General features: G+C 59.5%; 15 protein-coding genes, 4 tRNA genes and 1 pseudogene. 11 read left to right on the top strand and 9 right to left on the bottom strand.

Going from position 1 to position 21,199, the window contains the following annotated elements; translation table 11 throughout:
* Positions 1-4 precede the first annotated feature (4 nt).
* From JFT66_RS00445 to JFT66_RS30110, 3 genes and pseudogenes are all read left to right on the top strand, one after another.
* A complete protein-coding gene (locus tag JFT66_RS00445) occupies positions 5-1,417 on the top strand; it encodes an aminotransferase-like domain-containing protein (RefSeq protein ID WP_153837832.1) in 1,413 nt (470 codons plus the stop codon).
* Positions 1,418-1,504: 87 nt separating this feature from the next.
* Positions 1,505-2,638 (top strand): annotated as a pseudogene (locus JFT66_RS30115) (HAMP domain-containing protein); the annotation flags it as partial.
* The gene (locus tag JFT66_RS30110) at positions 2,618-3,499 is read left to right on the top strand and encodes a methyl-accepting chemotaxis protein (RefSeq protein ID WP_442963592.1); all 882 of its coding nucleotides are present in this window, start codon (positions 2,618-2,620) and stop codon (positions 3,497-3,499) included. The pseudogene JFT66_RS30115 and the gene JFT66_RS30110, both read left to right, overlap by 21 nt.
* A gap of 51 nt (positions 3,500-3,550) precedes the next feature.
* Here the strand turns inward: JFT66_RS30110 and JFT66_RS00435 are convergent, their stop codons facing one another.
* Positions 3,551-4,363, bottom strand: a complete 813-nt coding sequence (locus JFT66_RS00435; RefSeq protein WP_198858575.1) for an alpha/beta fold hydrolase — start codon at positions 4,361-4,363, stop codon at positions 3,551-3,553.
* A 180-nt stretch (positions 4,364-4,543) separates the two neighbouring features.
* The gene (locus JFT66_RS00430) at positions 4,544-5,314 is read right to left on the bottom strand and encodes a hypothetical protein (RefSeq protein ID WP_034117555.1); all 771 of its coding nucleotides are present in this window, start codon (positions 5,312-5,314) and stop codon (positions 4,544-4,546) included.
* Between the two features lie 359 nt (positions 5,315-5,673).
* Between JFT66_RS00430 and JFT66_RS00425 the strand changes: the two genes are divergently transcribed.
* The 4 genes from JFT66_RS00425 to JFT66_RS00410 all read left to right on the top strand — a co-directional run bounded on the left by JFT66_RS00425 (position 5,674) and on the right by JFT66_RS00410 (position 6,088).
* Positions 5,674-5,749, top strand: a tRNA-Glu gene (locus tag JFT66_RS00425).
* A gap of 3 nt (positions 5,750-5,752) precedes the next feature.
* Positions 5,753-5,828: transfer RNA gene (locus JFT66_RS00420), tRNA-Gly, on the top strand.
* Positions 5,829-5,933: 105 nt separating this feature from the next.
* Positions 5,934-6,009 (top strand) — tRNA-Glu (locus JFT66_RS00415).
* 3 nt (positions 6,010-6,012) lie between these two features.
* Positions 6,013-6,088: transfer RNA gene (locus tag JFT66_RS00410), tRNA-Gly, on the top strand.
* A gap of 78 nt (positions 6,089-6,166) precedes the next feature.
* Here JFT66_RS00410 and JFT66_RS00405 read toward each other — a convergent pair.
* On the bottom strand, positions 6,167-6,958 hold the full coding sequence (locus JFT66_RS00405; RefSeq protein WP_034117556.1) for a helix-turn-helix transcriptional regulator: 792 nt from the start codon (positions 6,956-6,958) through the stop codon (positions 6,167-6,169).
* A gap of 137 nt (positions 6,959-7,095) precedes the next feature.
* Between JFT66_RS00405 and JFT66_RS00400 the strand changes: the two genes are divergently transcribed.
* The 3 genes from JFT66_RS00400 (at position 7,096) to gltS (ending at position 9,912) form a co-directional block, all read left to right on the top strand.
* Positions 7,096-8,199 (top strand): polyamine ABC transporter substrate-binding protein, encoded by a 1,104-nt coding sequence (locus JFT66_RS00400; protein ID WP_153837834.1) that lies wholly within the window; start codon positions 7,096-7,098, stop codon positions 8,197-8,199.
* 55 nt (positions 8,200-8,254) lie between these two features.
* Positions 8,255-8,539: a hypothetical protein gene (locus tag JFT66_RS00395; RefSeq protein WP_034117912.1), complete on the top strand. Its 285-nt coding sequence runs from the start codon at positions 8,255-8,257 to the stop codon at positions 8,537-8,539.
* 161 nt (positions 8,540-8,700) lie between these two features.
* A complete protein-coding gene (gene gltS, locus JFT66_RS00390; RefSeq protein ID WP_153837835.1) occupies positions 8,701-9,912 on the top strand; it encodes a sodium/glutamate symporter in 1,212 nt (403 codons plus the stop codon).
* A gap of 6 nt (positions 9,913-9,918) precedes the next feature.
* Here gltS and pdxR read toward each other — a convergent pair whose 3' ends face one another.
* On the bottom strand, positions 9,919-11,409 hold the full coding sequence (pdxR, locus tag JFT66_RS00385; protein WP_198858574.1) for a MocR-like pyridoxine biosynthesis transcription factor PdxR: 1,491 nt from the start codon (positions 11,407-11,409) through the stop codon (positions 9,919-9,921).
* Positions 11,410-11,487: 78 nt separating this feature from the next.
* Between pdxR and JFT66_RS00380 the strand changes: the two genes are divergently transcribed.
* A complete protein-coding gene (locus tag JFT66_RS00380; protein ID WP_198858573.1) occupies positions 11,488-13,149 on the top strand; it encodes a M24 family metallopeptidase in 1,662 nt (553 codons plus the stop codon).
* 33 nt (positions 13,150-13,182) lie between these two features.
* On the opposite strand, the gene JFT66_RS00375 is transcribed toward JFT66_RS00380, so the two are convergent.
* The 5 genes from JFT66_RS00375 to JFT66_RS00355 all read right to left on the bottom strand — a co-directional run bounded on the left by JFT66_RS00375 (position 13,183) and on the right by JFT66_RS00355 (position 21,186).
* Positions 13,183-14,901, bottom strand: a complete 1,719-nt coding sequence (locus tag JFT66_RS00375) for a dipeptidase (protein ID WP_198858572.1) — start codon at positions 14,899-14,901, stop codon at positions 13,183-13,185.
* A gap of 218 nt (positions 14,902-15,119) precedes the next feature.
* Positions 15,120-16,859, bottom strand: coding sequence for a dipeptidase (locus tag JFT66_RS00370; protein WP_034117562.1), 1,740 nt, complete (start codon positions 16,857-16,859; stop codon positions 15,120-15,122).
* Between the two features lie 95 nt (positions 16,860-16,954).
* Entirely contained in the window at positions 16,955-18,172 is a 1,218-nt protein-coding gene (locus JFT66_RS00365; protein ID WP_198858571.1) for a phospholipase D-like domain-containing protein, read from the bottom strand.
* Positions 18,173-18,228: 56 nt separating this feature from the next.
* Positions 18,229-18,876 carry a MotA/TolQ/ExbB proton channel family protein gene (locus tag JFT66_RS00360; RefSeq protein ID WP_034117564.1) on the bottom strand — a complete coding sequence of 216 codons (648 nt, stop codon included), beginning with the start codon at positions 18,874-18,876 and terminating at the stop codon, positions 18,229-18,231.
* 24 nt (positions 18,877-18,900) lie between these two features.
* Positions 18,901-21,186: a TonB-dependent receptor gene (locus JFT66_RS00355; protein ID WP_198858570.1), complete on the bottom strand. Its 2,286-nt coding sequence runs from the start codon at positions 21,184-21,186 to the stop codon at positions 18,901-18,903.
* Positions 21,187-21,199: the final 13 nt, after the last annotated feature.

Genomic DNA, 21,199 nt, shown 5'->3' with positions numbered 1-21,199 from the left:
GCTCATGGATTTAGGGATCGATCGACAAGCCCCGGTACCGGTGGTTCAGCAGATCGTCAGCGCGGTGGCGGAATGGATTCGCAAGAATGAGGTGAGCCCCGGGACACGCTTGCCGTCCATACGGCAATTGGCCCTCGACAACCTGCTCAGCCAGTCCAGCGTGATCGAGGCATTCGAACGGTTGGTGGCCCAGGGGCTGCTGGCTTCCAAGCACGGCTCGGGGTTCATGGTGGCGCAACCAGCCACTGGCCACGAACAGCACTGGTATGAAGGTGCGGAACAGGGATGGGGCGCTTTCACCGATAGTCCCCTGGGCGAGCTGAAACTGGGGTGTGGCTGGTTACCGGACGCCTGGCGCGAAAGCGATGACATCAGTTACGCGATCCGCGAAACCAGCCGCACCGATACCGGCGGCCTGTTCAACTACAGCACGCCCCTGGGGCTGCCGGCGTTGCGCGCGCAACTGCTCAGGCGCCTGACCCGGATTCATGTGGCTACCAGCCTGGATCGTATCCTCACTACCCATGGCGCCAGCCATGCCCAGGACCTGCTGATACGCACATTGCTCAAGGCCGGTGATGAGGTGGTGGTCGAGACGCCGGGTTACGGCAACCTCTATCGTCAATTGGCCTTTCAGGGCGTCACGCTGCTGGAGGTGCCACGCACCCGAGGAGGCCCGGATATCCCCGCATTGGAACTGCTGCTGCAAACCCACCGCCCCAAGTGCCTGTTCATCAACAGCCTGTATCACAACCCCACCGGCACCAGCCTGTGCCGTACCGTGGCGGAACGTTTGTTGGAACTGGCGCGCGACCGAGACTTCCTGATCATCGAAGAAGATGTCTACGGCGACCTGCAACATGCCAGTTGCACACGCTTGGCGGCGCTGGCCCATGATGATCGGGTGATCTATGTCTCGAGTTTTTCCAAGACCCTGAGCAGTGCTCTGCGCGTGGGTTACCTCTGCGCCAGTGCGGCGATCATTGCGCAAGTGGCCCATCTCAAGACCCTGACAGGGATCGGTACCTCGCGCTTTGCCGAAGCCATGGTGGCCACCTTGTTGAGCAACGGTACTTATCGTAAGTGGGTACAGCGCCTGCGCAAGCGCCTGAGTACGCAGATGGCCGCGACTTTGCAAGTCTTGGAGGATGAAGACTGGCAGGTATTTGCCGTACCTGCTGGCGGCATGTTCCTGTGGGTGCGACCTGGCCTGGCAGACCCTTCGCGGCTGCAGGCATGTGCTCGACGGCTAGGCGTCCTGCTGTCGCCCGGGGCGTTGTTCAGCCCCAACGGTGAGTACAGCGAGTGGCTGCGTATCAATGTGGCCTATGCGGCTGATCAGCGGGCATTGGCGTTGTTCCGTGCCATGGGACCTGCCAGATCGACCTCAACCATTCTGAAAACGACGCCAATGTAGCTTTTTGCCATTATTCCGGCGCCAGCGGCTTGTGCTCAATGCCTTGGGGTTGCCAATCTCGGTGCTTGTAAACCTGGCTCATGGCATATGCCATTGCAAGAGGATTCAAGTGCAATGATTTCGGGCGTGCAACGACGTTTCGCCAACCTCGGTATGGCAAAAAAACTGGGCTTGGGTTTTACCCTGGTGCTTCTGCTGACTGCACTGGTGGCGGCAATAGGTGTGTGGTCCCTGCAAACCGTCGGCCAGCGGTTTGAAGGCCTCAAGCAGATGTCTTCGCTCAACAGCGGCTTGCTCGAGGTACGCTTGATCGAACAGGATTACGCACTGCACGCCGACCCCAAGGCCGTTGACGCCCTGCATGCCAGTGTCGACGCGCTGGTGGCCCAGGCCACCCGCCTCAAGGCACGGTCTGCCGCCAACGAGCGGGTGATGAGCGATGTCGAGCAAGCCTTGGTTGCTTATCGCAAGGCGTTCGATGAGTTCGTCGAATTGACCCAGGCCAAGGACCTGGCGCTGGAAATGGCCAGTTGGTCGGTGTCCAGCGTGGCGAATAACCTGGATGTGTTGCAAGCCGGCCTGGCGGATGACGGCACCTATGGCCTCAAGGAAAGCCAAGGCAAGGAAGGCGCGGAGTTTATCGAGCAGGCGGGGCAGGTCAGCCAGGTGTCGCGCTTGATGCTGCAAGCCATGAACGAGGCACGCGTGCGCCTGGACCAGAGCCGCAAGGCAGACGCAGACGGCGCTGAGCAGGGCAAGATCGAGCAAGCCGACCAGGCGCTGGCTGAAGTCGAGAAGCTCAAGGTTATTGTCAAAGACCCCGGCTACCAGACCGTTCTCAACGAAGTGTCCGGGCATATCGCTTCGTTCAGTGAAAAGCTCGGCGAGTACACCGGGCTGCTGGCCCAGGAAAAAGTCGTCTACACGCAACTGCATGACCGGGCCGAACAAGTGGTCAGCCAGGTCAACCAGGCGTACGCCGCCGAAGACCGTTCCATGCAGGCGCAGTTGCACCAAAGTGCGATGCTGATCATCGGTTCATCCGCCCTGGCTTTACTGGTGGGTTTGATCGCTGCGTGGGTGATCACCCGGTTGATCGTTGCCCCGTTGCGCAGTGTGATCGCCGTAGCCCGGCAAATTGCCGCGGGGGATTTGAGCGGGCGCATGGAGGTCCGCCGTCGTGATGAAATCGGCCAATTGATGCAAGCGATGCAGCAGATGGGCAGTGGTTTGAGCCAGATGGTCAGCGGCTTGCAGGCGGGTATCGAACAACTGGCCAGCTCCGCGCATTCGCTGTCCAGCGTCACCGAGCAGACCAACCTCGAGGTCAGCAGCCAGAAGGAGGAAACCGAACAGGTCGCCACGGCGATGAATCAGATGACCGCCACGGTGCACGATGTGGCGCGCAATGCCGAGCAAGCGGCTCAAGCCGCGCAGACGGCAGATGACAAGGTCGACAGCGGCCAGCAGGTGGTGCGCATGAGTTTGCAACGTATCGAATTGTTGGCAACGTCGAGCAGCAGCGCCAGCGCCAGTATCGAGAGCCTCAGCGCGCAAATCCAGAATATCGGCACCGTATTGAACGTGATCAACAGTGTGGCCGAACAGACCAACCTGCTGGCCTTGAACGCCGCCATTGAAGCGGCACGTGCCGGCGAGCAGGGCCGTGGCTTCGCGGTGGTGGCCGATGAGGTACGGGCACTGGCCAAGCGCACCCGGCAATCGACCGAAGAGATCGAACGGCTGGTCAGTACTTTGCGCAGCGCGGCGCAGTCGTCGGTGCAGCAGATCCAGCACAGTGGCGATCTGGTGAAGCTGGCGGTCAGTGATGCCCTGGAAACCGAAAGTGCCCTGGGCAGCATTGCGGCGGCCGTGTCATTGATCCAGCAGATGAACCAACAGATTGCCGCCGCCGCCGAGGAGCAAAGCTCGGTGGCCGAAGAGATCAACCGCAGTGTCACCAGTATCCGTGCGAGTGCCGATCATTCGGCGTTGAGCATGCAAAACAATGCCGCATCGAGCATCCAGTTGGCGCAGTTGGGCGTGGAACTCAAGGGCATGGTGGGGCATTTTCGCCTTTGATCGCAGTCCCTTGATCGCAGCCTAGGTGCTGCGATCAAAAGGGCAGGGCGATCAAGCGTGGTTGGCGAGGAATGTGAGCAGCGCCTCATTGACGAAGTCCGGGTTCTCCCGGCTGGAGATATGCCCGGCGTCAGGAATCAGGATCAGGCTGCAACCAATCAGCTCGGCCATTTCCTCGGACTCGGCGGGTGGCCGGGGTTTGTCCTGCTCGCCGCACATCACCAAGGTGGTGTCCGAATCCAGGTCTGGCAGTTGCGTCAGGATGTCTTCGCGGCTGAAGATCAAGCGGCCCAGAGGCACGATGCTTTCTAGCAGTTGCTTCTTGGAATAGCTTTGCAGGGACTTGCGGAAATCCTGGTACAGCGCCGACTCGTGATCTATGCCCGGGCGGAAGAAGATTGGTGCGATCACATCCAGCAACGGTTCAGGAATGGCGCCAGCGTCTTCAATCATCTTGAAAAGCGAGAAATAGTATTGGCGCGTCTCTTCGGGTTCGGCACCAAGGTAGGTGTCCATCAGCACCACGCTGTTGATGCGCTCGGGGGCCGCCAATGCCAGACGTGCGCCCCACATGCCGCCGACCGACAGGCCCACCAGGTTGACCTGCTTGATGTCCAGTTGATCCAGCAGCGCCAGGGCCTGGCGGGCCAGGTCATCCAGCGACTGGGTGGGCGCGGGCAGCGGGCCCGACTCGCCATGGCCCCACAGCTCGGGGACGATCACCCGGTATTGCTGGGACAGCGCTTCAATCTGCGGCGTCCACATGTCGCTGGTCCACAGGTAACTGGAACCCAGCAGGACGACCGGGCCAGTACCCTGGTCGATATAGTGCAGCGGTTGTCCATCAATCACGGCAACAGGCATAGCAGGCCTCTAACTTCACGGAGTGAGGGGCACTTTTTTACGCTAGTCGGGGGCGGGGGGATAGATGCAAAGTGATGGCGCGAGCTAACTGTGGCGAGGGAGCTTGCTCCCGCTGGGCTGCGTAGCAGACCCAATATCATCGGAGCACGGGAATACGTTCTCTCGCCACAGGCACAGCTATCAGTCGTAGATAGCTTTCTTTTTCCACTCGGCATCAGCATCGACGACCTTCAGGCCTTCGGTCAATTCGTTGACTTCTTCGTCGGCGGGCTTGCTGTTGGTCAGCACCGTGGAGTTGGCGCGGGCCAGTTGTGACTCCAGCAGTTGCAACTGCGCGCTGTAGAGCACCGGCTCCGGTTGTTTGCGCAAGTACTGCACACCGCGCTCGAACGCCAGGCGCGCCTGGCCGGGTTGGTTTTGCTGCAGGGCATGCTGACCGAGATTGTTGAAGAACTCGATGTGCAACAGAACCAGGATATGCCGGATCTCCTTGATCCAATGCTTGGCCTCATTGGTGGGCAGGAAGCCGTCCTGGGCTGCGCGGGTGACTTGGCCGTGCAGGGCTTCGAGCAGGAAACGCACGTCCTTGGCCTTGGCTTCAGTCTGGATCGGTGCGGGTGGATTGGCCACAGGGATCGATTCGCCCTGGGCGATCAGTGCATTGAGCTCAGTGATACGTGCCTTGAGAGGCGAGCTCGACTTGTGGAGGCTCAACAGGCGCTGGTTGACGTTCAGTTCCAGGCGAGTCAGCAACAACTTGAGCGCTGGGGTCATCAGTTGGCCGGGAAAGGTCTCGGTGATTTCACCGCAGCGACGCAGCCGATCGTTCAGCTCGATTTCGGTGCGTTTCTTTTCCAGCTTGTTGTTTTCCACCACGTGGTTCATGTAGCCAATGGCGATCAGTATTACGATCCCGGCTACTACCAGCAGGGTGATCATGAGTGGCGTCACCGGTGTGACCTCTTTATTAGGGTTTGCTGTGGAGTGTAGTGACTGGGTCATCCGGCGGATAGGAGTGATCGACCAGTTGCCCAGGTAGTTTCTTCTATATAGGTAGGCGTGCCCTGCATGGATGCACATTGCCATCATTTGCCCGGGTGAACTATAACGCCTTGGCGGGCGCCAGAATATAGGCGCCAAGGCTCGGACGGTGACAATGCCTGCGAAGGCCGGCAAACCATGGCGAAGTCATTGATTTAAATAAATTTATCCTTGGGGGTTGACGACCTTTCAATCCATCCATAGAATGCGCGCCACTTACAGCGTAAAGCACACAGCGAAACGCGGTAGGGAGTGAATGTTGTACGTGTGTCCCCTTCGTCTAGTGGCCTAGGACACCGCCCTTTCACGGCGGTAACAGGGGTTCGAGTCCCCTAGGGGACGCCATATGCGGGAATAGCTCAGTTGGTAGAGCACGACCTTGCCAAGGTCGGGGTCGCGAGTTCGAGTCTCGTTTCCCGCTCCAATTTACAAGCAGTGTGGCCTTCGGGCGGCATTGAGTGAAACCAGGGCATAATCTTAGGATTTAATCTCTGGACACTGAAATACACACCATGTGTTTCAGTTGTGTGTCCCCTTCGTCTAGTGGCCTAGGACACCGCCCTTTCACGGCGGTAACAGGGGTTCGAGTCCCCTAGGGGACGCCATTTGCGGGAATAGCTCAGTTGGTAGAGCACGACCTTGCCAAGGTCGGGGTCGCGAGTTCGAGTCTCGTTTCCCGCTCCATATTTAACAAAAACGCCGATCAGTGATGATCGGCGTTTTTGTGTGTGCTGGATTTACCTCGGCTGCTTACCGGCCAATTCAAATTGTCGAATGAGCCTCCTGCCTTGGCACAAAAAACCGGGCAAACAGTTCGGACTGTGATTTGATATTCAGCTTGCTGTAGATGTTGCGGCGGTGGACTTTGATGGTTTCCGCAGACAGCGACAGCTTGCCGGCGATCTCCTTGTTGGAAAAGCCGCTGAGCAGTAACTTGAGCACATCCTTCTCGCGGGCCGTTACTTGTGCTTCCAACTGGGTAAGCGCTTGCGCCCAGGGGGCCGGCTCGGCGATGTTCTTTTCCTGGTCAATTTCAAAGCACATGCGTTGATGCATCATCGCCGTCACCCACGGCTTGATCATGTCCAGCATCGTTACCTGCGCCTGTGTGAACCGCATATTACTGCCAAACGACATGCACAGCGTTCTGTCGGCATCGAGCCGTACGTTGTATTGCGCCTCGTCTACCGAGATAAATTGCGCGAAATACTGATGGTAGTACTCGGTTTCAAGAAAGTGTTCCGGCGCAATATCGAGCAGATGGAAGAAGCCGCTCTGCGGGTTTTCTCGATCAGCGATATAAAACGGGTCCAGCAGATAAAGACCTTTCACATACCGATGAATAAAGGCGTCGACTTCTTCGCTGTCCGCCACCTCGGGCAGGCTGATCACGCGCACGGCGTCATCGCTGAAAACCAATACCACCCAATTGTCTATTGGCACATATTCATTTAATACGCGAATCAATGAGCTCCAGAATTCTGGCCGATTGAGCTGCATGATCAGCTTTCCAACTGATCGATGCCAAGCCAGACTATGAAGGTCAAGCGACATGTTCTACCCCTTTAGGGTTAGCGATTGGCAGGCCAGAGCTAAGTATTTGTAGGTATTTACTATTCGACCACGCCCGGTATATTCACCCCGAGCTTACGATAGCCATGATGGCGCGTCGTGTGGACAGGGATAGTCATATGAGTAGATCACACTTGCGAGCTATTTTTTTAGCCTCGCTGCTTGGCGCAGCTATCAGTACGCCAGCCGCCGCCGCTCAAGCCTCGGTGTATCTGTATAACTGGTTCTGGTTTCTTGAACCGCAGACCCCGAAGGAATTCCAGCAGGAAACCGGCATCAAGCTGCACATGGATGCCTTCGACAGTGCTGAAATCATGCAGAGCAAGGTCATGGCCGGGCGCACCGGATATGACCTGGTGGTGGCCACCTCCGATGTACTGCCCGGCCTGATCAAGGCTGGGGTGTTGCAGCCGCTGGATCGTTCGCAATTGAGCAACTTGTCGCATATCGATCCCGATATTCTCGCCCTGCTGGCGGTCAATGATCCCGGTAATCGCTACGCCGTGCCCTATGTATGGGGCACCACTGGCATTGGCTACGATGTGGACAAGGTCAAGGCGGCACTGGGTGAGAATGCCCCGGTGGACAGCTGGGACCTGATCTTCAAGGAAGAGAACATCAGCAAGCTCAAGGCGTGCGGTGTGGCAATGCTCGACTCGCCCAGTGAGATCCTTTCGATTGCCTTGCACTACCTCGGGTTACCCAGCAACAGCACAAACCCTGAGGATTACCTGAAGGCCCAGGCCCTGTTGTTGAAAATCCGTCCTTACGTGCTCTATTTCGACTCGTCAAGAATTGATACCGACCTGGCAGACGGCAATATCTGTGCAGTCGTAGGGTGGGCCAATGGTGCCCTGGCGGCGCAGGCGATCAATGAAAAGTCCAACAGCGGGCGCAAGATTGCCTACAGCCTGCCTCGGGAAGGTGCATTGGTCTGGTCTGAAAACTGGGTGCTGCTCAAAGATGCCCGTCACCCCAAGGCCGCCCTGGAATTCATTAATTACATGCTGCGGCCACAGGTGATTGCCAAGACGTCGAACTACATGCTCTACCCCAATGCTAATAAAGATGCCACTGAGTTTGTCGAGCAGAAGTTGCGGGATAACCCGTGGATTTACCCCGATAAAAAGACCATGGCCACATTGGTTCCACTCGAGCCCTTGCCACTGAAGGCAGAGCGTATCCGCACCCGTGTCTGGACCAAGGTCAAGAGTGGTACGTGATGGGAGAACTATTGACCGGCTGACCAAGGGGCTGGGGGCCAGGGAGGGAGACAGCATGCGCCAAGGCGGTGATCAGTGCTATTTGGAGTCAGACGACTACAAAGCGTACAAAGAGATTGAAGAGCAGATCGGCCTCTGTACGCCAGAGCAAGCCTGGGCGATGTATTACGTCTCGACGGGCATGGTGCGTGAAAACATTACCCTGGCAGTGATGGAGCATATCGGCCGGGGCAACCGCGCATTGTTGCTTGAGTTCCCCGATCTGGTACGGGGCGAGGGGCGAGATGAGCCCGGAGCGCTCGCGTCCAACTGGCCCCTGTTGCGAAGGCATCGTGGCTAGCCTCAGGTGTAGGTTTTTTATGAAAAGTGCAACTTGGTCGTAGGGCATTGTTGTAAAGCGTGTAGGGATAGTCTGTACTTTTTGTGGGGTGGGTGCCTTTCACTGTCGTGACCTCTACTCTGGTCGCCCATTCTCCTAGCTCACTTCAGAGAACTGCCCAGATGCTTCAACTCGATTTTTATTCAACGTTGGTTGCCGCCTCGTTGGTGTTATTGCTGGGGCGCTGGCTGGTGGCTCGCATTGGCTTTTTGCGTACTTACAATATTCCGGAACCGGTCGCCGGTGGTCTGTTGGTGGCCTTGCTGCTCCTGGCATTGCGCTTGTTTGCCGGTATCGAAGTGCGCTTCGACCCCTCTTTGCAGATGCCGCTCATGTTGGCGTTTTTCGCCACTATCGGCCTGAACGCAGACTTTGCCAGCCTGAAGAAAGGCGGGCGATTATTGGCCGTGTTCTTGCTGGTGGTGACTGCGCTGCTGGTGGTGCAAAACGCCATGGGGATCGCACTGGCCACGGCGCTGGGGCTCGACCCGTTGATGGGCTTGCTGGCCGGCTCGGTGACGTTGTCCGGTGGGCATGGCACGGGGGCGGCCTGGGGGGCTGTGTTCAGTGAACAATATGGCGTGGCGTCTGCGTCAGAATTGGCGATTGCCTCGGCGACGTTTGGTCTGGTGCTCGGTGGCTTGATTGGCGGCCCCGTTGCGCGTCTGCTGATCAAGCGGGTCGAGGTGCCAGGTGTCGGGCAAGCGCAGCCGCGCCTGCCCAAGGGGTTCGAGCAACCCAACCAGGAGCGCCTGATCACGGCGTTTTCGTTTATCGAAACCCTCGCGCTGGTGGCGATCAGCCTGAAGGCCGGCACCTTGTTGAATGGTGCCATTCAAGGCACCGCCTTCGAATTGCCGACCTTCGTCTGCGTATTGTTCGTGGGGGTGGTACTGCGCAACGGCCTGTCGATGCTCGGCTGGCATCAGGTGTTCGAGCGCGAAGTGTCGGTGCTGGGCAATGTCAGTTTGTCGTTGTTCCTGGCGATTGCGTTGATGTCACTCAAGCTCTGGGACCTGGCAGCACTGGCCTTGCCAATTGTCATCCTGTTGGCCGCGCAGGCGCTGTTGATGGCGTTGTTCGCGATATTCGTGACGTTCAGGGTGATGGGCCGTAACTACGATGCGGCGGTGCTGGCGGCTGGTCACTGCGGCTTCGGGCTTGGCGCCACGCCTACCGCAATTGCCAATATGCAGGCAGTAACCCAGCGCTTCGGGCCGTCGCAGATTGCGTTCCTGGTGGTACCGATGGTCGGGGCGTTCTTCATCGATATCGCCAATGCGGTGGTGATCAAGTTGTACTTGGCGCTGCCGTTCCTGGGGGCCGCGGGGTAAGTCGCTTCACCGCGTGCCCATGGCTTTCATCGCCTGGGCCAAGCGCTGTGTGGCTTGCTGGATTTCATCCCGGTCCAGGGAGGCAAAGCCCAGGCGCAGCGCATTTTCCGGCCGGTCGTTGGGTGAAAACTGACGACCGCTGCGAACCACCAGCCCATGGTCTAGGGCAGTGTCCACCAAGCGATCCACGTCCATTTTCTCCTCGAATCGCACCCAGAGCGCCAAGCCACCCTCCGGCTCCCGCACCTGTATGCGAGCGCCGAACGCCGTGTCCAGGCAATCACGCAGCACGGTTCGGCGCGCCAGGTATTCTTTCGAGACGCGGCGCAGGTGCTTTTTCAACTCACCGTCATTGATCAAGTCGGCCAGCATGGCCTGTGCTACCGCATCGGCATCGCCCAGCATCAGCGCGGCATTGCGCTGCAGGGCTTCAATCACGTGGGTGGGCGCCACGATGTAACTGCAACGAAACGTTGAGCCCAGCACCTTGGATAACGAGCCGATGTAGATCACATGGCGCTGGGCGCGGTCACTGGCCAGCGGCAGGTAAGGGCGGCCGCTGAAGTGATATTCGTGATCGTAGTCTTCCTCGATCACGCAAAAGTCATGTTGAGCGGCCAGCGCCAGCAAGTGTTGTCGGCGTGCGGCGTGCAAGCTCACGGTGGTGGGGAACTGATGGTGCGGCGTGAGGTAGATCATGCGCACGTTATGCTCGCGGCATAAACGGTCGATCTGGTCGGTGCGGCAACCTTCATCATCGATGTCGACCGTGACCAATTGCGCGCCGAGTTTTCGAAAAATTTCCCACGCCGGCGGGTAACTCAAACGCTCCACCAACACCACATCGCCGGGCTTGAGGAGCAGGCTGGCGCTCAGGTACAGCGACATCTGGGTGCCTTGGGTCAGGCAGATATTCTCGGCATTCACTGTTAGCCCGCGGTTATTGCGCAGCATCTCGGCCAGGGCGCAGCGCAAATGATAGCCGGTGCCCTCACTGCCGTAGCGCACCGTGTTGGAGGCAAAGCTGTTGCGCAGTGCATGGCGATAGTAGCGATGCAAAACGGCCTGGGGCAGCAAGCGGTGGTCGCTGGTGCCGTTGTCGAAAAACAGCGCGCCGTGCCGACGCTGCAGGGCGACTACCTGGGCGTTGTGGGTGAAATACGGCACCACTGGCTGCTCCAGCAACTGCGGTGCGAAAGACGGTTGCGCACTACTGGGCGTGGGCTTGGGCGCCAGTTGTGCATTGACGAAGGTGCCCCGGCGTGGCTCGCTGATCAGCCAGCCTTTGGTCATGGCTTCTTCGTAGGCCAGGATCACGGTCTTGCGGTTGACGTCGAGCAACTGCGCCATTTCCCGCGTACCCGGCAGCAACGTCCCAGGCGCCAGGCGGCCTTCCAGGATCGCGTTGACCAGCCCCTCGGCAATCTTGCGGTAGGACGCCTGGCGGGAGTCTTCATCGAGCTTGAGCAAGGGGCGCCATTTGCGCATCTGGACCATCTGAATTATCCAAATCTGGAGGTTTTAATGGGCCTAGTCTAGCGCAACAATCGGGTCTCACTCACCCCCGAGGTCATTATGAACACACGCCACGTCATCGAGCTCGCCCTCTCGGGGAAAACCGTTGAAGCCGGGGATGAACTGTTGCTTGATGCAATGCTCGCCAGCGGCTTGAACGTGCCGTTTTCGTGCCGGCGTGGAGCATGCGGGTCGTGCAAGGTGGTAGTGGCCGACGGTGCGTACCGTGCCAAGCAATTGGACCCGGGTACTCCGGCGCCGTCCTACCCGCTGGCAGCCAATGAAATGCTGCTGTGCCAGAGCCATGCCTGCTCCGACATGCGTCTGGAAATTCCCGGCTGGTCGCTGGACACACCCGCGCTCGTTGTCGAGGCAACGGTGTTGGGCAAGCGCGCGCTCAGTCCTGATGTCATCGAGCTGGTCGTGATGCCGGATATGCCGCTGACGGTGCGAGCGGGCCAGTACCTCAAGTTCCGCCTGGTCGACGGTGACTCGCGTTGTTTCTCGATCGCCAACCTGCCGGCCGAAAGCGATGGGCGCCTGGTGTTTCAGATCCGTAGGGTGAGCGGCGGGCTGTTTTCCGAGATTTTCCTGGATGGTCTTGAGGCTGGCGACCTGTTGCAACTGGAAGGGCCTTTTGGCGCCTGCACCTGGCAGGACGATGACCGTGCGCCTGTTGTGCTGTTTGCCACGGGCACTGGTTACGCGGGCATCAAGCCGATTCTGCTGACCGCCTTGAAACGCGAGGTCGAGGTGACGTTGTACTGGGGCGGTGCGCAGCCGGCAGATTTTTACGACAGCCTGTTCCTGGACAAGACGGTCCTGGACCACCCCCGTTTTCACTGGCACCCGGTACTGGCCTCAGAGGGCCGGGTGCAGGAAGTTGCGCTGAACCATGGGCATCACTGGGAGGCAGCCCAGGTGTATGCCTGCGGTAACGGCGCGATGATCAGCCAGGCGCGTGCGCAATGTGTTGACGCGGGTTTGCCCGGCCATCGGTTTGTCGCGGAAGCCTTTGTGCCCAGTGGCAGTTCGAGTGGGGGAGCGCCCTCCAAACCATTGGACCCGATCTGGGAAAAAGTCGGCCCGCGTTACTCGTTGGACGGCATGTTGGCCGCGCGTGAGCAGTCCATCCGCGCCCTGGCGGCGATTGCCAGCCAATTGAAGGTCGGTATGACCACTGGCGAAGCCCTCGATATGGCTGCCGAACAACTGCACGCCATGGGCGCGTCCCACACCTGGCATCCAACCTACATCCGCTTTGGCGCCGACACGGTGCGCCCACCCCGTGAAGGTATTGACCGCCAGCGCAGGCTGCGCGCCACGGACATCGCCGTGGTTGACCTGGGCCCGGTGTGGGATGGCTACGAAGGTGACTACGGCGATACCTTTGTGTTCGGCGACTCGCCGTTGCACCTGGCCTGTACAAAAGCCCTGCATGAAGTATTCGACGAAACCCGTGAAGCCTGGCTGCGCGGGCTGACCGGGCGTGAACTTTATGACTTCGCCGAGCAGAGCGCCGAGTCCAAGGGCTGGAGGCTGGCGCGCAACCTCGCAGGGCACCGCCTGGCGGATTTCCCCCATGCGCTGTTCGAAAGCAAGGTGTTGGCGGAGCTGGAAATCCCTCCGAGTGAGATGGCCTGGGTGCTGGAAATCCAGCTGTGCCATCCCACGGAGCCGGTCGGCGGTTTTTTTGAAGATATGCTCATGCTGCAAGCCTGAAGAGTCCGCCGTTGCGGCGGGCTCCCACTGCGCTCAGAGCTTGGGCAACTGCCCGACACGGCCCATCATTTCGGTGACAATCTGCAGGTCCTGCAGAAACTGGTCGACCGCCTTGAACTCGTGGCTGGTATGGCCGCTGTACGTGAGCTCGGGCCTGGACAAACCGAACTGCACGCCATTGGGCAGGTTATGGATCGAGGTGGTGCCTGCGTCGGAGCCAACGGGTTGCTGCGTACCCAGGTTTTCGTTGGCTACGACCAGCAAGGTCCTGACCCATTCACTTTCGGCGGCGCGGTACATCGGTTCGCTGATCGCGTAGTCGAAGGCCGCAGTGATGCCGCTCTGCCGGGCCCATGCGCTTAGCCTGGCGGCGATGTCGGCACTCAGTGCAGCCGCAGGCTTGCCTTTGGGGACCCGCAGGTTGACCGTCAGATGAAGGGTTTTTTCATCGGTCTCGATAGCGGTCGGGGAGGTGGTCAGCGGCCCCATGAATGCATCGGAAAAACCAATCCCCAGCTTGCCACCCAGATAATCCAGGCCCCAGTTGTCGGCGGCATACCGCGCGGCGTCAGTGATGTGGTTGCGCTTGAGCGGGATTTGCCCGTCCAGGCTATGGATAAAGCCCAGCAGCCTGGCGACCGGGTTCACGCCTGCCTCGGGTTCAAACGCGTGGGTGGGCACGCCGGTGACGGTCAGCCTGATCTGCTGGCCCACGACCTGGGTGGCTACTCTGAAATTGTTGCCATTGCGCTTGGCGTAGTCGTCGCCGGCCCGTTGCAGGCGCGCAGCCAATTGCGCAGCCTGTTCGTCGGCGAGGATGGCAACCGCCATCAACGGTATTTCGTTGACGGCAAAGCTGCCGGCTATCGAGGTGATTTCGGCACCGGTGCCCTGGGCGTTGCGCCGGGCAAAACTGGCGGTGACGGTGCCATAGCCTTTCTCGGCAATCACTACCGGGTAGACACCATCCAGTGCCAGGTTGTACTTGGGCGTAGGGTAGCGTTCGAAATAATAGGCCAGGGAGTTGTCGGCGTTTGCCTCGGTGGTGTTGACCAGCAGTTTGAAACTTCTGACCAGGGGCAGTCGCTCTTCCTTGATCACCTTCATGGCATAGAGCGCCACCACAATGGCGTTCTTGTCATTCTCCGTGCCGCGACCGTACAGGCGGTTACCGATCTGGGTCACCTTGAACGGGTCGTATAGCCAGTTCTGCAGGATGGCAGGCACCACGTCGGCATGGGCGTGAATGCCCACGACTTCTTTACCAGTGCCCAGGGATACTTCATACACACGGTTGTCGATGTTGCGAAACTCCAGGTTGAAAGCCTGGGCAAGGTCTTTGAGCGCGTTGGCGAAGCGCACGAGTTCGGGGTTTTTGTGGGCGGGTACGCCTTCCACGTGGAAGGTCGGGATGGCTACCAGATCGCCCAGGGTTTCGATGGCTGCGCTGCCATACTTGAGCCGCGCATACAGGCCCAGCAGACGATGCACCTGGTTTTGCTGTTCCATGGAAAGGGGCTTGCCGACAAGAAAGGCGCTGATGGTCAGGCCCAGATCGTCACCCTCGGCCTGGTTGTTCTGCTTGAGGAGCGTCAGGAATTGTCGGAAGTCCGTGACAGAGGTCTTGCTGAATGCTGTGAGAATGGCCGTGCTCTGTGCCGGGGAAAGGTTGGCGTGCGCTGCCGGTGCGAGTGTCGAAAGGCTGGTGACGATCAACGTGATCGTGAGCATTCGTTTAAGCAATGCGTTCATGGGTGGCACTCCTGCCCTGGACAGGCAGTTGGTGATCGACCCCTTGAAACTAGCACTACGCCGCCCCGGCAAAAGGGCCCGATGGAGGTTTTTACCGCAGAAACGCGTGCATGATGTTGAAAGAGAAATTTCCTACGCGAGACTTCCACAAACAACAACGCCGCTCAGTCATGAGCGGCGTTGTTGTGTGGACATAAACTGAGTGGCCAAAGAGGGCGTCAGAGCTTCGGCAATTGCCCGACACGGCTCATCATTTCAGTGACAATCTGCAGGTCCAGCAAAAACTGCTCAACCGTCTTGAACTCACCGTCGGTGTGCCCGGTGTACTTTTCTTCAGGTCGTGCCAGGCCAAACTGCACACCATTGGGCAGGTCATGCACGGAGGTCGCGCCGGCCGAGGTGCCGAACGTGTGTGGCATGCCCAGGTTTTCCGTGGCCACCGCCAGCAAGGCTTTGACCCATTCACCTTCAGGGTTGCGGTACATCGGCGTATCCAGCGAGTAGGTGAAGTCCACCTTGACCTGGGTGCGCTTGTCCCAGGCGTTCAACTTCTCGGCGATTTCGGCTTTGAGCTTCTCCGGTGATTTGCCCTTCGGCGCACGCAGGTTGACCGCCAGCTTGAAAGCTTTGTCATCCAGGCCGACAAAGGTCGGCGAGGTGGTGAGTGGCCCCATGAAATCATCGGCGAAGCCCACGGCCAATTTGCCGCCCAGGTAATCCAGGCCCCAGTTGTCCGCCGCATAACGGGCGGCGTCGGTGATGTGGTTGTGCTTGAGAGCGATGTTGCCATCGACGCTGTGGATCAACTCCAGCATGCGTGCCACCGGGTTGACCCCGGTTTCTGGCTCGGAAGAGTGGGCGGATACGCCGGTGACAGTGAGCTTGACGTCTTTGCCATCGACCTTGGCGGTCACCTGGAAATTGCCGCCATTGCGCTTGGCATAGTCAGCTCCGGCCTGTTGCAGGCTGGCCGCTAATTCAGCGGGTTTATCGCTGACCAGCGTGGCAACCGAAACCGACGGAATCTGGTTGGTGGCTTTGCCGCCGGTCATCGCGATGATTTCCGCGCCGTTGCCTTCGCCCTTGCGCACCGGGAAGGTGGCCATGACCGTGCCTGAGCCTTTCTCGGCGATCACTACTGGGTAACCGCCATCCAGCGCCAGGTTGTATTGCGGCACGGGATTGCGTTCGAAATAGTAAGGAATAGCGTCACCAGCGGTTTCTTCGGTGGTGTCCACCAGCAGCTTGAACGTGCGCGCCAGTGGCAGCTTTTCTTCCTTGATTACCTTCATGGCGTACATCGCCACAACGATGCCGTTCTTGTCATCCTCGGTGCCACGGCCATACATGCGGTCGCCGATCAGCGTGACCTTGAACGGGTCAAGCTTGGTGCCATCTTGCAGCACCCAATTTTCCGGCGTCACCGGCACCACATCGGCGTGGGCATGCACACCCACGACTTCATCACCGCTGCCTTCCAGGGAGATTTCGTAGATACGGTTATCGACGTTACGGAAGTTCAGGTTGAAGCTCTTGGCCAGGGCCTGGATCTTCTCGGCGATCTTGAGGAATTCCGGGTTTTTGTACTGTGGCAGGCCGTCTACGTTGAACGTCGGAATCTCCACCAGTTCGCGCAGGGTTTCGAGGGCCGCCTTGCCATACTTCACCCGGGTATAAATGCCGAGCAGGCGGTTGATTTCGTTCTGCTGTTCGGCGCTCAGGGTGTTGTTATCGAGAAAGGCACTGATGGCCGGGCCGACGTCACTGCTCTTGCCCAGTTCGCCCTTGGCCAGGGTGCCCAGGAAACCGCGGAAATCGGTGACCGATGTGTCGCCGAAGCTCTTCAGGATCGCCGTGCTTTGTTCGGCGCTGATGTTGGCGAACGCAGGTGTGGTAACGGCCGCAAGGCTGGCAGCGAACAGGGTGGCAGCCACCAGTTTTTTCAGTGGAAAGTGCATGGTGAGAGGCATTCCTTTGCAGGTAGTGAGTAGGGTATTTCTGACAGATAAGGCAGAAACATTCTCACACACTACCATTACTCAGGTGCCCAAGGTCAATGCTGGCCAGGATGGGGCGCGGGGTACTCATCAGTCAGGCTCAAGGCTCTAGCGTAGGGCCCTTCCCACAACTGTTCATGCAGCTCTCCCACACGCCTGGCCATCTCTTCACTGCGCATCACCACCTCCAGGTTGCGCGAATTATCCAGGTAGCCACCCAACCAGTTGCTGGTGCCGACCCACGCCACCTGCCCGTCGATCTCCATGGTCTTGCTGTGGATCACCCGCGCATAGGGGATAAACCCTTGTTTGGCCTCGGGCAGGGTGACGATCTTGATCTCGACGTTGGGCAACACTGCCAGGCTCTTGAGGTAGGGCAGTTCGAGCTTGTCGGTGTTCCAGTTGGACACCATCAGCTTGATCGATACACCGCGGGCAGCGGCGGCGCGCACGGCGTTGTCGATCACTGCGTAGTACGGCCGGGTTCGATCCGGGCCGTAGGACAGTGGCGCGTAGTCGAGCAATTGCACGCGCACTTCTTTTTTGGCTTCGCCCAGCAGGCGTGGCAGCTCCAGCTGTGAGTCGCCCACGCCTGGCGGGTTGTAGCGTTGCGGGCTGGCCACCAGGTAGTTGCCGGTACGCACGGGCTCCTCGCCGGCGGCCGGCAGCGGTACCGGCTGCTTATCGGCGAGTGCGGCCTGGGCGTGCCAATCTTGATCGAAGATCGCCTGCACCTGGCCCACGACCGCTGCGTCCGTGATACGCAGCCCGGTTTCGTGGATATGTTCCAGGGAGCGCCAGTCGAAATTCTGGCTGCCGATAAACGCCTGCTTGCCATCTACCAGCATGTATTTGGCGTGGATGATGCCGCCGCTCAGTTGCGCGTAGGGCAGCACCCGAAAGGTCAGGTTAGGTATCGCGCGCAGGCGTTCCAACGTGGATGCTTCGGATAACCTGATACCTTTTTCTTCCAGCAGGAAACGAATCTTCACACCGCGCTTGCCGGCAGCCTCAAGGTGGTCGATGACCGTGTCCATCACCGAGCCGGGATGGTCGACGGCGTAGAACTGGCCGATATCAATACTGTCTTTCGCGCCGTCGAACAACTCGATCCAGACGGCGCCGGTCTGGCGCAAATCGGCAGTGCCCAGGGTGGTGTCCACCGGCACGGTATGCACCAGTTCAAACCCCGGAATGGAAAAGTCCGCCTGGGCAAGCGGACTGAGGAGCAAGCCGGCGAGGCCGGCGATACGCAACTTTATCGAAAGGGACATAGGCGTCTCATCGGACAGAAAGAAGGGGCGGGCGCATGGCGCGCCCGCCCATCGGGTCATGCCGTGCGGCTGTGCAACGGGGTCGGCACCAGGTGTGGCACTTCACCTTGTACGCGGGCGCCGGTGGCTGCGCGGATCAGCAGGATCTTCAACTGGTCGTTGATGCGTTCCAGGCTGTCCTGGAAGAAGTTGTGGAACACCACGCAGAACAGCGCGATGGCGATACCTAAACCGGTGGCAAACAAGGCCGTGCCGATACCACCGGAAATCTGCCCCGGGTCGGAAACACCCGCCGTGGCCAATGCCTTGAAGGTGTCGATGATGCCCAGAATGGTACCCAGCAGGCCGAGCAACGGGGCGGCGGTGGTGATGGTCTCGATGATCCACAGGCTGCGGGCCAGCGGGGCGCGAGTCTTCAGGTACTGGGTTTCGATTTCGTCGTCGAGGTCTTTGCGCGAACCGTTGGAGGCTTTCTGCGCCAGTACCGGCAGCACCATGTTCAGCGGCAGGCTGTGGCGACGGCTCAGGCTTTGCGGCAGGTCGCGCTCACTGTGCACATGAGCACCCAGCACCTCGGTCAGCGCGCGGGCCTGGCGGCGCACGTAGGCGAAGTAGATACCGCGTTCGATGGCGATGAAGATCGCGATGGCCATCGCGGCATACATCACATAGAAGGTGACGTCGTGGAGCAGGTTCATATCCATGATGGTGTTCCTCTTGGGTCAGTCTTAGAAATTCGCTTCCAGCGAAACCGTTATGGTGCGGTCCAGGCCGACGATGTACGCCGGGTCGCCATCGCGAAAACCGCTGTAGCTGGCCGCGTTGGTCTTGGTGGTGTACACGCCGTCCAGGTACTTCTTGTCGAACAGGTTGTCGACGTTCAGGCGCAGGGTCGCGTCCTTGACCACTTTCTTGTCCACTGGCAGGTAGATACCGGCGCCGAGGTTGAATACGGTGCGGCCGGAGATGGCCTCGTCGTTGGTCAGGTCGCCATAGAGCTTGCTGGTGTACTTGCCGCCGAAGGTGCCGTAGAAGCGCCCGTCGTCATAACCGATGTTGGCTGCCAGCATGCTCTTGGGCACGTTGGCGAACTGCTTGCCGCTGGTGGGCAAGACGATGGCTTTGCCGGCGTTGTAGACGGTCATGTCGTCTTGTTGCTCGGCCTTGGTGTAGGTGTAGGAGGTGTAGTAGTTGAAGTGGTGGGGCAACTGGCCGCTCCATTCCAGCTCCAAGCCTTTGTTGGTGACCGCACCGACGTTGATGTCAGCGGCATCCCCGTTGATGTCTTTGGACGACACCTGGCGGTTCTTGAAGTCCATGTAGAAGAGGGTGGCGGCCAGGGTCATGTCGTCGCCGCTGTAGCGCCAGCCCAATTCGTGGTTCCAGCTGGTTTCCGGCTCGAGGTTGATGGAGTCGGCGCCTTTGTCGTAGAGCGCGTAGTTCTGCGGTACGCGCATGTTGCGCGAGAGGCTGTAGAACAGTTGGTCGCGCTCGTCCAGCTGGTATTTCAGGCCGACGTTGGGCAACAGCTTGTTGTAGGTCTGGTTACGTTTTTCTGGCCGCTCGTTGAGGCTGCCGTGGTTGGTGCCGTCCCGCTCGACGTTCATGTACGCAAGGCCGGCGATGAAGGTCCAGTCCGGGTTGATGTACCACGTGTCCTGGGCCCAGACCTTTTGCGCCGGGGTCACGGTGAAACGGTCGCGCCCCTGTACGGTGTTGCCGTTGGCATCGACGATGGCGCTGTTGGAGTCCGGCCAGGTGTCGACCGGCTTGCCATTGCTCTTGAGTGGAATGAACGGCTGGGTCTGGCTCTGGCGTGCGCGCTCGTACCAGTAACCGAATTGCAGGCTGTGATCGCCCAGGTCCCAGGTCAGCTTGGTGGTGATACCCGGTCGCCAGGTTTGCGTGCGCGAAGGGCGGTAGTACACGCCGCTGTTCGGGGTGCCATCGGCGTTGTATTGCGCGGCAGTGGGCAGGTTGCCGAGGTCGAACACGCCGCCTTGGTTCGAGCCACGGTTGAGCGCGTAGGCGGATGAGCCGACGCCGCTGCCATTGCCCCAGTAGTAATACGGGATCACCGACAGCGCCAGGTTGTCGGCCAGTTTGAACTGGGTGTTGAGCACGGCGGTGAAGGTCTGGAACGGGTTCTGCGCCAGGGCGTAGTAGCTGTTGTACTTGCCGTTGCTACCCACGCTTGGTGTCGCCGGGTAAGGGTCGTACTTACGCCCGTAGCGCTGGAACTGTGCCTTGGTCAACTGGCTGTAACTGTTGTTGTCTTGCTCGTGGTACTTGAGGATCAGGTTGGCGGTGTTGCCATTGCCGGCGTCGAAGAAGCTGTTCCACTCCACCTTGTCGGCGCGCACTGCGCCCGAGCCACGCCACATCTGGCCTTCGGTATGGGACACCGACAACCAGTTGCTCAGGCCATTGATCTCGCCGGTATTGAGGCGCGCGAAGGTCTTGCGCGTGGCGTTACTGCCGACGACTTGTTTGACGAAGGCTCCGGTTTCCTTGGTCGGGCGAATGGTCACGATGCCGATGTTGCCGCCGCTGGAACCGATATGCGGGCCATCGGCTTCCGACGCGCCCTGGGTGACGAAGATCTGGTCGATGTTTTCCGGGTCGCCCAGCAGGTTGGAGTACAGCGCGTAGTTGCCCGAATCGTTGATCGGCATGCCGTCCACCGACATGCCCACCTGGTCGGAGTTCATGCCGCGCATGGTGAAGCGAAAGCCCGACAGGCCAGTGTTGTCTTCACTGGAGATGTTCAAGCCCGGGGTGTACTTGAGCTTATCGATGGCATTGCCCGTGGCCGCCTGCTTGTCCAGTGCTTCCTTGGTCACTGTGGAGCGGCCCTTGATGCTCTCTTCCGGGACCATGTAGCCGCCGCCGGCGCTCGCCTTGCCTTGTACGCCAATGGTGCCGACGTCACTGTCGCTGGTCTCTGCCATGGCCATTCCCTGGGCCATGCTGGTCGCGGCCACGAGTGCCAGATGAATGCGGGTGAACTTCATCACTGTCGTCCTG

It is taken from the genome of Pseudomonas sp. MF6755, assembly GCF_016405635.1.
In the GTDB taxonomy this organism is placed as follows: Bacteria; Pseudomonadota; Gammaproteobacteria; order Pseudomonadales; family Pseudomonadaceae; genus Aquipseudomonas; species Aquipseudomonas haemolytica.
Note: the sequence above shows the minus strand (reverse complement) of the source record. Positions and strands in the feature narration are given on the sequence as shown.